This window comes from Lactobacillus sp. VURO6/B1 (VP7) (genome assembly GCF_058139575.1).
This window is the reverse complement of the sequence record NZ_JBVOWJ010000009.1, coordinates 16,139-29,703: the sequence shown is the minus strand read 5'-3', so window position 1 is coordinate 29,703 and position 13,565 is coordinate 16,139. Positions and strand designations below refer to the sequence as shown.

12 protein-coding genes are annotated in these 13,565 nt (G+C 37.2%); 9 read left to right on the top strand and 3 right to left on the bottom strand.

Annotated features, from left to right (window positions below; genetic code table 11):
* The first annotated feature begins 86 nt into the window (after positions 1–86).
* From ACZ2M0_RS06170 to ACZ2M0_RS06135, 8 genes are all read left to right on the top strand, one after another.
* The gene (locus ACZ2M0_RS06170) at positions 87–2,063 is read left to right on the top strand and encodes a PTS sugar transporter subunit IIABC (RefSeq protein WP_490058885.1); all 1,977 of its coding nucleotides are present in this window, start codon (positions 87–89) and stop codon (positions 2,061–2,063) included.
* A gap of 147 nt (positions 2,064–2,210) precedes the next feature.
* Entirely contained in the window at positions 2,211–2,888 is a 678-nt protein-coding gene (locus ACZ2M0_RS06165) for an NAD(P)H-binding protein (protein ID WP_187160628.1), read from the top strand.
* 217 nt (positions 2,889–3,105) lie between these two features.
* Positions 3,106–4,002, top strand: coding sequence for an ABC transporter ATP-binding protein (locus ACZ2M0_RS06160; protein WP_187160627.1), 897 nt, complete (start codon positions 3,106–3,108; stop codon positions 4,000–4,002).
* A complete protein-coding gene (locus ACZ2M0_RS06155) occupies positions 3,995–5,218 on the top strand; it encodes an ABC transporter permease (protein WP_490058884.1) in 1,224 nt (407 codons plus the stop codon). Before ACZ2M0_RS06160 ends, ACZ2M0_RS06155 begins: the two co-directional genes overlap by 8 nt.
* Positions 5,219–5,500: 282 nt before the next feature.
* Positions 5,501–6,394: an EamA family transporter gene (locus ACZ2M0_RS06150; RefSeq protein WP_045927307.1), complete on the top strand. Its 894-nt coding sequence runs from the start codon at positions 5,501–5,503 to the stop codon at positions 6,392–6,394.
* Between the two features lie 134 nt (positions 6,395–6,528).
* The gene (locus ACZ2M0_RS06145) at positions 6,529–7,476 is read left to right on the top strand and encodes an ABC transporter ATP-binding protein (protein ID WP_490058883.1); all 948 of its coding nucleotides are present in this window, start codon (positions 6,529–6,531) and stop codon (positions 7,474–7,476) included.
* Positions 7,473–8,243 carry an ABC transporter permease gene (locus tag ACZ2M0_RS06140; RefSeq protein ID WP_490058882.1) on the top strand — a complete coding sequence of 257 codons (771 nt, stop codon included), beginning with the start codon at positions 7,473–7,475 and terminating at the stop codon, positions 8,241–8,243. Before ACZ2M0_RS06145 ends, ACZ2M0_RS06140 begins: the two co-directional genes overlap by 4 nt.
* Before the next feature lies 1 nt (position 8,244).
* Positions 8,245–9,021, top strand: coding sequence for an ABC transporter permease (locus ACZ2M0_RS06135; RefSeq protein WP_490058881.1), 777 nt, complete (start codon positions 8,245–8,247; stop codon positions 9,019–9,021).
* A gap of 87 nt (positions 9,022–9,108) precedes the next feature.
* On the opposite strand, the gene ACZ2M0_RS06130 is transcribed toward ACZ2M0_RS06135, so the two are convergent.
* Positions 9,109–9,987 (bottom strand): LysR family transcriptional regulator, encoded by an 879-nt coding sequence (locus tag ACZ2M0_RS06130; RefSeq protein ID WP_490058880.1) that lies wholly within the window; start codon positions 9,985–9,987, stop codon positions 9,109–9,111.
* A 315-nt stretch (positions 9,988–10,302) separates the two neighbouring features.
* Between ACZ2M0_RS06130 and ACZ2M0_RS06125 the strand changes: the two genes are divergently transcribed.
* The gene (locus ACZ2M0_RS06125; protein ID WP_490058879.1) at positions 10,303–10,656 is read left to right on the top strand and encodes a MerR family transcriptional regulator; all 354 of its coding nucleotides are present in this window, start codon (positions 10,303–10,305) and stop codon (positions 10,654–10,656) included.
* 5 nt (positions 10,657–10,661) lie between these two features.
* Here ACZ2M0_RS06125 and ACZ2M0_RS06120 read toward each other — a convergent pair whose 3' ends face one another.
* A complete protein-coding gene (locus tag ACZ2M0_RS06120) occupies positions 10,662–11,528 on the bottom strand; it encodes an alpha/beta hydrolase (protein WP_490058878.1) in 867 nt (288 codons plus the stop codon).
* Positions 11,529–11,561: 33 nt separating this feature from the next.
* Entirely contained in the window at positions 11,562–13,307 is a 1,746-nt protein-coding gene (locus tag ACZ2M0_RS06115; RefSeq protein WP_490058877.1) for a 1-deoxy-D-xylulose-5-phosphate synthase, read from the bottom strand.
* Between the last annotated feature and the right edge of the window lie 258 nt (positions 13,308–13,565).

The window sequence follows — 13,565 nt, the reverse complement described above, 5'->3', positions numbered from 1 at the left end:
GTCTATACAAGAACTATAATTTTAAGGAAAGCGTTATCAGTATATGTGACTGACCTTTTATGTTGTAATTTTCTGGAGGCTAAAATATGAGTAGTACGATTAAAATACTGGCACCTGTTGCCGGTGAGGTCATTAACCTGGAGGATGTTAATGATCCGGTTTTTTCTCAGAAGAAGCTAGGTGAAGGTTTTGCTGTTAAACCTAGTTCTGGGAAAATAGTTTCGCCTGTAACTGGGAAGGTGGTAATGGTTGCCGAAACAAAGCACGCACTTGGTTTGCAAACTGCGGATGGTGTGGAAGTGATGATTCACCTAGGTATAGATACCGTTGAACTTGATGGCAAGCCGTTTGATTTGCAAGTGGCAGCCGGCTCTGAAGTAAAAGCTGGCCAGCAACTGGGGACAATGGATCTGCAAGCGATTAAAGATGCCCAAAAAGATGATACAGTGATTTTGGCAATTACTAATACCGCTGATGTTTTAGCTGGTATCGATCTTGCTCTGGGCACTAAAGCTGCTGGTGAAATTGCAGCCACTATCACGTTGAAACAAACCAAGACTTCACCTGTAGCTAGTAAAGATGAAAATAAATATCAGACTACAGCACGTGAAATTGTTAAGGCAGTTGGTGGTGCTGGCAATGTTAAAAACGTTATGCACTGTTTTACTCGTCTGCGGTTTACTTTAAACGATAATAGTATCCCGAATGATGATGAAGTTAACAACATTAAAGGAGTAATAGACGTTACTCGTGCTAATAACCAATATCAAATAGTAATTGGGCAAACGGTAGAGGACGTTTATGACGAGCTAATTAAACTACTCGGACCTGAATATGCTGGGCAAGGAGAAGCTGCACCTGCAACTCCGGCTCCAGAGGCTAACCAATCTCTTGGTAGCAAGATTAAAAATGGCTTCTTCCAGTTAATAGGCGTAATTACCGGCTCTATGATGCCTGTGATTGGTTTGTTGGCCGCCAGTGGTATGTTAAAAGGTATTCTTAACATTTTAACTAACTTTTGTCACATGTCTACGGCTTCTCCAACTTACACTATTATCAATGCGATGGGGGATGCGTCGTTTTACTTCCTACCATTAATTGTTGGCTTTACTGCTGCTCAAAGATTAGGTTCTAACCCGGTAGTTGTTTCTATTATCGGCGGCTTTCTGATTTATCCTGATTTAGTAAAGATTTATGCCAGTGGTAAATTCAGTTACTTTCTAGCTGGTGTTGGTATTAATGCCAATTTCTTTGGTATTCCAATTCATATTCCGCAATATACTTATTCAATTTTCCCAATGATTTTTGCGGCTTGGATGGCTGCTAAGATTGAACCGTGGATTAAAAAGTGGATGCCAGTCACATTAAGACAAATTTTTACTCCGCTAGTAGAAATCTTTCTAGTAGGGATGACGGTCTTAATTATTGTGGGTCCTGTAATTTCATTTATTTCTACGGGAATTGCCAAAGTATTGCAATGGCTACTGACAGTCAACACTGCACTTTCTGGTTTAATCATCGGTGGTCTTTACCAGATACTCGTTATCTTCGGACTGCACTGGGCAGTAGTGCCAATTATTGCGAATGATATAGCAGCTACTGGACACAGTATCTTAAACGGTATCGTTTCAGTAACGATGATTGCCCAAGGTGCCGGTGCCCTTGCAGTTTGGTTTAAGACTAAGCACAATCCTGACCTAAAGGGCCTCTCCCTTAGTGCAGCTATTTCCGCCGCTGTCGGTATTACTGAGCCGGCAATGTACGGTGTTAACTTAAAGTACGGTCGTGTATTTATGACTTCAAGTCTTGGTGCTGCCATTGGCGGATTGGTAAACGGTTTGCTTAAAGTTGATATGTACGGCTTTACTGGTAGCTTGATTGGTTTTCCATCCTTTGTGCCTAAAGCCGGACAAGGCAATCCTAATAACCTGTTGAACTTCTGGATTGCTTCTATTGTGACTATTGTTGCTGCTTTTGCTTTGACCTACTTCTTTGGTTATAAGGAAAACGATGCTGATAGTCCTAAAGATGCACCCAAGAAGAAGAATTTAGCTAATGTATAATGATATGATTATTTAATAAAACATTTGAATTTTATAAAAGGGTTCTAAAACTGATAGTGATTAGTCAAGAGCCCTTTTATAATGCATTTTTGAAATACTCGGTTAAACTATAATAAAATGAATAATAGTGGATGGAGTGATTACAAATTGAAAGTTCTGATAATTGGTGCTCACGGACAGATTGGGCAATTATTGGTAAAAATTCTACAAGAAAGTACGAATTGCCAGGTCATTGCAGGCTTGCGCTCCCATGAGCAGGAAAAAGCCTATCAAGAAAAGGGAATTGCTACTGCTTTTATTGATCTAGCAGGACCGCAACGGCAATTGGCAAAAGCCATGCAAACAGTCGATACAGTAGTGTTTGCGGCTGGTTCAGGTGACAAAACAGGTGCTGATGCAACAATGATGATTGATCTTGACGGTGCGGTCAAAGCAATTAATGCGGCAAAAGAAACTGACATTCAGCGTTTTATCATGATTAGTGCGATTAAATCTGACGATCGCAGTTTTTGGTCGGATAATGCACCAGCAGCAGGACCGCAAAATTATTACTATGCGGCAAAATATTATGCTGATCAATGGTTGTTACACAGTTCACTGGACTACACAATTTTACGACCAGTTGCACTGACTAATCAAAAGGCAACAGGGAAAATAAAAATAGCACAGCATTTTACTGATTCTATTGCAGATATGACAATTACACGTCAAGATGTGGCCCAAACGATTGCTGATATTATTTTAACGGGAAAATTACACCAAAAGGAATTTGATATTGCTAATGGGTTAGTACCTATTAAACAGGCAATAACAAACTTCCACTAAAAATATATGAACATCAACTTTAACAGGCTAATAAATTAATGTTTCGTTAACATGATTTATTAGCCTGTTATTTTGGGCTAAAGACCAGTAAAAGATGAATGACAGAGTACGGCAATTATTGCTGCTTTTAGTTTGATTAAATTAAAAAAGTATTGCTTTTACATGAATGCATATAGTAAAATCAACTTATGTTATTATTAGAATAAAGGAGGAAGCTATGCTAAAAGTAGAGCATTTAAGTAAGCGCTTTGGTGATTTTCGGGCTCTTAAAGACGTTAACTTTACCATTCAGCCTGGTGAAATCATGGGTTTGATTGGTCAAAATGGCGCAGGGAAAACTACGACTTTCCATAGTATTTTAAACTTTCTGCACTATGAAGGAAAAATTACTTGGGAAGATCGGCCCATTACTGAGAAAACTTTCGATACTATCGGCTACTTACCAGAAGAACGCAGCTTATTACCGAAAATGACTATTGAACAACAAATTGTTTATTTGGCGGAGCTAAAAAGTCGCCCGGCAAAAGAGATAAAACCGCAAATTGATAACTGGTTAAAACGCTTTGATGTCCAGGGCAAGAAAAGCGACAAAATAAAAACACTTTCGAAGGGTAATCAGCAGAAAGTGCAGTTAATTTGTACCTTAATTCATCAACCCCAATTAATTATTTTGGATGAACCATTTAGTGGGTTAGACCCGGTAAATGCAGATTTGCTCAAAAACGCAGTTTTGGATGCTAAAAAGCATAATGCGGCAATTATTTTTTCCAGTCACGATATGTCAAATGTCGAAGAAATTTGCGATAGTTTAATCATGTTGAAAAAAGGACAAGTTGTTTTAAGTGGTACAGTTGACGCTGTTCGTGACTCATTTGGTAAAACAGAAATTTACTGCAAAACTACTAAGTCGCTAGCAGAATTGCAGCAGCTCCCTCATGTTAAAAAAGTAGAAAAGAAAGCGCATGGCCAATATCTTTTGCGAATTGACAATGAAAATAGTGGTGCGGAAGTCTTTGACGCATTGACAAATGGCGAATATGTTGAAGAGTTCCGGCAACAACCACCAACGCTTGACGAAATATTTAGAATGGAAGCTGGTGAACAACATGAATAAATTATGGACCGTAACGCTGCAAACCTATTGGCATCAGGTTAAATCTTGGTCTTTTCTGCTTTTGATTTTGGGTCCATTTCTCATAATTGGTTGTGGTGCTTTAGGAGGAGCTATCGGTGCTAGTTCTGATCCAGACAGTCAGATTGCAGTTATCAGTTCCAATGAGCAAGTTCGCCAAAACTTTATTAAAAACAATGGCAAATATGTTGATTCTAAAATTAAAACTGCTGAATCTGCTAAAAAGGCTGTCAAAAAAGAAAAAGTTGATGGCTACTTGGTATTTGAAACGCAAAAAAACCAGGTTAAGGCCATTTATCATGGAGCGTCACCTATTGATGATGAGTTGAAGCCCAAAGTAAAAAGCTATTTACAAGTCTTGCAGAGTCAGCTTAATTTGCAGCAAGCGCAATTAGCGCCACGTCAATTTAAAGCCTTACAGCAACAGCCAAAATATCGCGAAGTACTCCAGAAAAATCATCAGGGAGATAAATTGGTTAAAATGGTGTCTTTAATTATTGTGATTATGGTCGTTTATATGGTTTTGATGTCCTACAGTAGTATTACAGCTCAAGAAATAGCCTCTGAAAAGGGCACGAAGATTATGGAAATCATTTTTTCCAGTACAACTGCTGCAAAATATTTTTTAGGCAAAATTTTGGGTATTTTCGGCGTAATTTTTACTCAGCTCATCATTTATATTGTTGGCGGCTGGGCAACTTACCGTTGGGCATTGCATGCAAAAATTACGGCTTCTTTTATGCATAACAATCAAGTAGTAATAAATAAAATTTTGGGTAATTTGTTAAATGTCAATCTCATTTTTCTGATTCTTGGTGTAATTATTTATACGATATTAGCAGCCTTTTCAGGAGCTTTAGTAGCTAAGCCGGAAGATTCTTCGAAGGCTGCTCAAGGTACTACGATGCTTTCCCTCATTGCATTTTTCCTGTCGTTTGCGCTTATTACTAACCCAGAACAGATTCTGCCACAAGTATTATCTTACGTGCCATTCTTTTCCTCATTCATGATGCCGATTCGTATAATTAATGGCCACGTTGGTAATATGGAAGTTATTTTGTCGCTGGTAATTTTAATAGTAAGTATTGTTGCTTTAACAGTATACATTAGTAAAATTTATCAAGGCGTAATTTTACAAACAGAAGATACCAGTTTTTGGAAGAGACTAAAACGAGGGCTGGCATATAGTAAAGCATAAATAATATAAAAAAGACTAGGACGGAAAAATCCTAGTCTTTTTTGAATTTTAAACTTGGTGTATAATAAAATACTATTCAAACCAAATAATGTGTTTTTTATGATTAGTCTTAAGTGAACATCATTTGAATACATTTAAACTTTGTATGTCCAATGGCTGGATTTTAGTAACTGAACAATGTCTAGTTACTGGTAATAACTATTTCTCTGACTTTTTAATTGTGGCTGCAAAGACCAAAATATTAGTAATAGTTTTAAACAAAATTTGTCATTCGGAGGAACCATGATTATCAGTAATATTTGGTTGATTATTTTTGCCACTATTTCTTCATTTTCCAGGGGAATAATATCAGTTATTGACCGTTATCAAATGGGGTATCGGAAACAAAGTTCAATCGATGTGAACTTTTTAAATAATATTTGTAGTTCGGTTTTAGTAACTTTCTTTCTAATTTACGTCCTGCACAGTTTTCCCAGTCCTAGGATAACCAATAACTATCTTATTAAAGTCCTTTTATATGCTTTTTTGGCTCAGGTCGTCGCTTATGGCTACAGTTATGTGTTCAAAAAAGTTTCAATTATGCAGTCTGTGCTTTTGAGCAAGGTAACCGATCTTTTTATTCCTTGGGCCATTTTGCTGACTATGGGTTACTTTAGCAAATCTTCATATTTAGTTTCTATTATTTCCACTGTAATCGTGGTTATTTATATTGTTTTCGAGCAGCGCCACAATAATTTAAATTTGAAAAACCTGTTGACGACTTTTGCCGTAATTGCGCCCTTATTGATTATTCAAGCTGCACTTTCGCCGTTATTAACCAAAGGCCTTATCAAACCGATTGATCTGGTCTTTTTTACTATCATGACAATTTATGTGCGCTGTTTAATTACCCTAATTACTTTTATTTATAAAAATAGAACTCTTAAAATCAGCGCTGAAAATCTCAAAGGCAAGGTTTATCTGATTTATGGTTCTCGGGCGGTTTTGACTCTTTTAGCGCAAGTAACTTATACTTTGGCAACGTCTTCACCCAACTCAAGCATTGCCTGGATCTTTTTAAACATGACCTCTTTATACAGCGTCATCTTTGGCGATATTTTCCTTAAAGAAAAGATGAAATTTGCAGATATCTTGGTAATTGTGGCCATTTTTATCTTGGCTTTGTTTTCAAAGTAACTGCAGGAGTTTGGAAAAATAAGAATTAAGCGCTATAATGGCGCTATGATTTGGAAACGCCGGTTCAAGGTGAGTGCTGGTTTCTATATTGGGGAAGAAATCTGCACTCTGAATTAAGTATTGGGGAATAATTAATGATAATTGAAACCAAGAACCTGGCGAAACGGTATCGTAAGGTGAAAGCAGTTAAGCTGTTTCACAAAGAATATCGCATTTTTGACGCAGTAAAAAATGTTTCTATAGAGATTCATCAAGGAGATCATGTTGGCTTAGTGGGGTTAAATGGTTCCGGCAAGTCAACCTTGATCAAAATGATTTTAGGTATTTTGCAGCCTGATGGCGGCAGTATCAAGACTTTTGGTAGAGATCCGCTTAATAACAGACAAAAAAATGCGGCTAAAATAGGAGTAGTATTCGGGCAAAGAAGCCAATTACGCTGGGACTTGCCCGCAACAGACACCTTCAAACTCAACCGTGAAATATATCAAGTACCGAAGGATATTTTTACCAAACGGGTAACAAAGTTAGCGCGGATGTTGCAGGCTACCGAGTTTTTAACGCAACCGGTGCGCACCCTTAGTTTGGGTCAAAGGATGAAGGCTGAATTTATTGCAGCTCTTATTCACGATCCTGAACTAATTATTTTAGATGAACCTACAATCGGTCTTGACGTTCTTACAAAAAATAGCATCACGCAATTTTTACAACAATTAACTGATAAAACGATCATTTTCACTTCGCACGATCTCGATGAAGTAGCCAAAGTATGCTCACGCATTTTAATTTTGAATAAAGGTCAGTTGGTATTAGATCAAAGTAGTCTACAACTAGCAGAATTAGATGTGCCCACAACGGTCACGTTTACCAGTGCAGATAAATTAAGTGCTGATTTAATTAAGCAATGGCCCAACATGATGCAGCTTAAAAACGGTTCATATCAGATTGCAGGCATTAAGCAAGAAAATCTGAAAGAAGTGTTAAGTACAATTACTGCCCGCATCCCAGTTGCCAATATTGAAGTTAAGAGCAATAAATTGGCATATTTATTGGCGCACCTCAAACAGCAGGAGGTGCAGCAATGAAATATAGGCTAATGCTCATTAAAATAGGAATAAAAAAAGGTCTAGCCTCAAAATATGCTTTGATTTTCTGGCTGTTTTCATCTTTAATTTCGCTTACCGTACAGTATTTTTTGTGGCAAGCTGTTCTAACTGGCAAGCCAAACGGTGAATTTAAACAAACAATTAGTTATTTGGTATTAATGCAGCTTTTGACCGTGCTTTTTCCTAAAACCAGCTACGATGTGAATGATAAAGTTCGTTCTGGTGATATTGCACTTGACCTGTTAAAACCAGTAGCATTTGCAACGCAGTTACTGTGGGAAAGTATTGGCTATTCAGTTGTCAAATTTGCAGTGATTGGTACAGTGGATTTATTAGTTTTTTTATGGATTCTGAATTTTCAAATTGCAGTGAGCACAATTTTCATGGTCTTAGTAGCAACCACTTTGGCGTATTTATTGTATTTTGAACTGGAGCTATTCCTAGGAACATTTTCTTTTTATACCTATAGTATTTGGGGCATCTCCACTTTTAAAGAAGCAATACTGCTGGTATTAGCCGGCAACATGTTTCCTGCCAATTTTTATCCTGCAATAATTAAAAAGCTGGCATCTTTTTTATCATTTCAGTATTCATTTGGTGCAGTAGGAATGCTGGCACAAAAGCCATCGTGGAGTTTATTTATTCAAGTAGTTTTGATCCAGCTTTTCTACATTATCCTGTTCAACGTGCTCTTTAAAATCTTGTTTAAGCGCTCCGTTGTTTCAACTGTGATTCAAGGGGGATAAAATGAGATATTTAAAATTATTAAGTACTTATTTAAAAGTAAATTTAAAATCACTTGCTGTTTATGACCTGGACTTTTATTTTGCGCTAGCAGGTATGATCATTCAAAACGTGCTTAATATTGTGGCTTTGAGATTTATTTTCAATATAGTGCCCCGCATTAAAGGCTATAGTTTTGCACAATTGCTTTTAACTTACGCCTTGGCAACTTTAGCTTTTGCTATTTTTCGTTGCTTTTTTATCAATGCGCTTAATATTTCAGACTATATTCATGACGGTCGTTTAGATACGATCTTAATTAAACCCGTCAATCCTTTATTTCAGCTTGTTAATGAACGAGTCGATGAAGATGCGTGGGGCGATTTAATTGTTGCGCTTTTGTTGTTGATAATTGTGGATATGCAGTTGCATAATCCGTGGTATATCACGGCCATGTTTATTTTTATTTCACTTTTTACGTCGCTCATTTTTTTGGGATTGGCCGTATTAGGTAACATCGTTGCACTACTTTCTAATGGTTTAGCCAACTTGGCAGAAACGACATTTGACTTTTTTGATATGAGTAAATATCCGTTAGCGATCTATTCGTCAGCTTTAAGGATAATTATGACCTTTATCTTGCCAATCGGTTGGGTTGCCTCAATTCCACAAGAAAAAATTGCAGTCGAACATGAGTGGATATGGTTGCTATTAATTCCTGGCGCCTGTGTATTCTTTTTTATCGTAATTTATCAGTTATGGCGAGTATTTTTACAAAAATACCAAAGTACTGGCAGTTAACACTAAAAAAGCTCTGTAGCTTATGGCTACAGGGCTTTTTAAGTCTCTGGAATACTTTTTCTTTTCATTTTATTGCATTAAATCCTATTACTCAAAAATTGATTCCTGCATTAATTTTAAAAATAATTCTGCGACTGGTGATAAGTTAACTTCACGCTTCCAAACCACCCTGATAGCTTGCTGTAGCTCTGGCTGTAATTTTCTAAATGTAATGCCTGAGTTTTTCGAAGTATTGGCTAATTTATCTAAAGTAAGCATTAATGCGGTATGATTCTTAACCATTAAAGTGCCGTTGAAGTTTAAGTTATAGCTGCCAATAAAATTCACGGTGTCATAGTAATTACCTAGCCAATTTTGAAAAAGCTGCAATTTTTGCGCTTGCTGTGAATTTAATAAAGAACGTCCTTGTAAATCTGCTGGTCTGATCACCGCTTTTTGCGCTAAAGGATCATTAGCAGGCATTAAAATACCCCAAGTATCTTTTTCGGGTAAGGTCAAAGAAGCATAATTAGCTAAAGGAACGTTCCCGATAATGACTGCAAAGTCAACCGTTCCGTTGTCCAGCTTGCGTTCGGCATAGCTGTAGTCCCCACTTAGCAGGTGAATTTTAACGGAAGGATGTTCTTTAATAATTGCACTAACCACATTTATAATTCGCTGCATTCCCATGCTTTCTCCTGCAGCAATTGTCAAATCGCCACTAATAAAAGAAGCTTTTGCCAGGTTTCTTTTCGTTTTAGCAGATAAATCTAAAATTTCTTGTGCTTGTTCTAATAAATAATTGCCTGCAGATGTCAGAGTCAAATGTCGTGACTTGCGACTAAATAATTTAACGCCGAGTTCAGCTTCCAGATCAGCAATTTGCCTTGATAACGCTGGCTGAGAAATAAGCAGCTTTTTGGCGGCACGGGTCATATTGCCTTCTTGGGCCACGGCTACAAAGTAATTTAAAACCCTTAGTTCCATGTTAGTTTCCTTTTTGACTAATGCTTTTAGTATAACGGAAAGTTTTAATGCAAACAGGTTATACTACATCATGTTTAATAAGTATTTTACATAAAAACTGATATGACTAAAATTTTAATTGTTAAGTAAGATTGCGGTATTTTAATTTATATAAAATGAATAATATATAAAAAGCACCTATAATGATTGATTATAGGTCACTTTTTTAATCTATGGTTGGCAAAATAAGTAAGATTACTATTCTTACATTAATATATTTTTTTAGATAAGACTTAAACTTAGATCTAAGTTTAATTATCGGAAAGAGGAACAATAATGAAAATATCAGAAGTAGCTGAAAAAGTAGAATTAACGCCTGTAACACTCAGGTATTATGAAAAAATGGGTCTGATACCTGAAGTCAAAAAAGAGCACGGGGTTAGAAACTATGAAGAAAAAGATCTTACCTGGATTAGTTTTATTAAGTGCATGCGGCAGGTGAAAATTCCCGTGAAAGACTTGCTTGAGTATACAGAATTATTGCAACAGGGGAGTGATACCAAGAAATCCAGACGGCAAATTTTAGTCAAAGAATTGCATAGGTTAGAAAAGCAAGATCAGAACATTCAGGCTACTATTGTTCGTTTGAAAAATAAGATTAGTTTATACGACCAAGGTAAAATACAATAAGCTAATTACCAGAGAAAGTTAACTAATAAACGGTCAACCTTAGTATTTTCGTGTAGTTTACTGTGTTGAGCGCGAGAACCTCTAATTTCTTTTTCCTGATATGAACGGGCGCGTTTACTGACTAAGTAACGGTAAGAACGGGCAGAGTTAACGGTAACGTCACCATCACTGCCAGACCCCATATCACCATAGATATTCAAGACGTCAGCATTTTGAGGAAATTTTTTTCTCAAACTTAGAAGTCCGCGGTAGCCTGCACTCATTTTTTGCGGTTTGCCAGCGCGATTTAAGACGGTTTTATTTGGTGCCCCTTGTTCTCCAATATAACCGTTATAATGACCGGCAATCGAAACCTGTTTATTTAGGTGAGGCATGTGCGAATTAGTGGCATTATTGCGCAAGTAATAGGCAATTTGCAAATTACCCATTGAATGTCCTACTAAATTGATGCGGTTAAAACGGTACCTTTTTTGCAGTGCATTAATTACGTCTTTAATATAATTGCTGCTTTTGTTCATGGCAGCAATTTGATTCTTTGTTCCAGCAAAAATGCTCTTATTATTTTGGAGGTTGACTTCAACTACCGGGTTTTTGGCCCGTTTTTTTATTGTTCCAAATAGAGTAACTTTACCGTTAGGATTAACATCGGCACGAATAACAGAATTAGTAACATGCTGTTTTTGCGCATAAGCGACCATACTTTCTTCAGCATGGTAACTGCTGCCCCAGCCATGTACAAAAAGTGTTGGCGTATCGATGCGAATGCTGGCACCATTTTCTTTTTGGTAGTTGTTTTTGAAGATGTAAACCGCAAGTAGCAATAACACTAATAGCAATGTGCCTGCTATGATAGTTTTATGTTTTTTAGTCATTATTAATCAACTCCTTGCAGCCATAGTTTGCAATTATAAAAGCTGCTGTAAATCCGCCACAATTTGAGCAGTAGTTAAATGATTTTGCTGGTAAATTTCTGTAACTGGAGTTTGATCGGTATAAACGCGCTTTTGGCCGTAATTGAGCACTTTAACTTTTTCTTTACCCAGATAAGAAGCCACTTTTTGCCCAAAACCGCCATCTAGAGAGTTATCTTCAAGAGTAACAATTAATTGGTGATTAGCTGCTAACTGGTCCAGTGCTTGTTTGTCCAAAATATTGGCAGAGAGCGGATTGACCAGGGTAGCTCCTAACTTAGTTGCTACGTCTTTACCTAATTGATAAAAATCTCCTAGTGCCAAAACTGCCACATCTTTACCTGGTTTAACTTGATACTTAATTTCTGAATAATCAGTCGCTACTGTTTGTTCGTCTGAGTCTGGCACATTAGCCGGCATTTTAATAGCAACGGGGTATTTTCTTTGGTTAATTGCCCACTTAATCATTGCTTTTTCTTCTTCTAGCGTAGTAGGAGCTAAGTAAATCCAATTAGGTAAATTAGAAATCATTACTTGGTCAAAGATGCCCAAGTGTGTCTTAGATTGATTAGAAATTCGTCCTCCCGCAACTAACATTACGACAGGCAGGTCATTGGCAGCCGTATCGTGAGAAAGTTGGTCAAAAGCACGCTGTAGGAAAGTAGAATTTTCCATTAGAACTGGAATGCCACCTTCTTTAGCAAAACCAGTAGCAAAAGCAACTGACTCTTGTTCAGCAATACCAACGTCAGTGTAATGATCGGGATATTCTTTTTTGAACTCTTTCAGATCAAAGACACCCGGAATGGCCGCATCTATAGCCATGACATTTTTTCCTGCTTTAATTTCATTTTTAATCACATCGAGAGCAACTGAATTGGGAGTAGAACCCTGACTTTCTGGAGCAAGTGGCTGATCATCTTGCAAATTAAAGGGTGATACCCAGTGGTGAGCTTCTTCATCATTGATTGCAGGCTCATAGCCTTTGCCTTTAAGAGTATTAATGTGTAATAAAATTGGGTGGTCAACATCTTTGACAGCTTTAAAAGCGGCAATCATATCAGCAAGGTTATTACCGTCTGCGACATAGCGGTAATCAAAGCCCATTGCCGTAAACGGATTTTCGGCAGTCTGGCCATTTGAATCGCGTAATTTCTTCAGAGCAGTCACTAAGCCGCCAACATTTTCATCAATTGACCATTGATTATCATTAACTACAACTACCAAGTTGTGCTTTTCAATTGCGGCATTGTTTAAACCTTCAAAGGCCAGTCCACCGGTCATTGAGCCGTCACCAATCAGTGCCATAATGTTCTCATGGTTGCCCATTAAGTCACGCGCCTTAGCCATACCTGTTGCTAGGGCAATAGAAGTTGAAGTGTGACCAATTGAGTAATAATCATAAGGACTTTCGTCTGGATCAGAATATGGGGTAACGTCTTCATAGTGGTCAGGATCAAGCCAAGCCTGTGCCCGTCCTGTTAACATTTTATGGGGGTATGTTTGGTGGGAAACGTCCCAAATAATTTTATCTTGTGGAGCATTAAAGACGTAATGATAGGCAATTGTAGCCTCCACAATTCCTAAATCGGGACCAAGGTGTCCGCCTTCAGCTGCATCTTTTTCTAAAATTAAAGTTCTGATTTCCTGGGCTAATTTTTCCATTTCAGAGATACTTAATTTTTTAAGATCCTGGGGTCCGGCAATTTGGTTTAATAAGAAATCTTCATGTTTGTTCATTTTCAAGTGCCTCCCTGCACTAATTTGTTTCATATTTATTAATTATAATTATAAAATACTTTATTGTGGTAGCGAGCTAGCAATTGTGTGAATTGCTCTCACCTGCAACATAAAATTTTATAATTATTAAAATTGTAGTACTTAATGTTAAGGTTAAGTCAAATAGCAAACTAAAATTTTTATTTAAAAAGAGCTTGATACCATTTAAACTATAATTATTGAGTAAGTCGCAAAACGCGAAAACTAGTTAAGGAATCA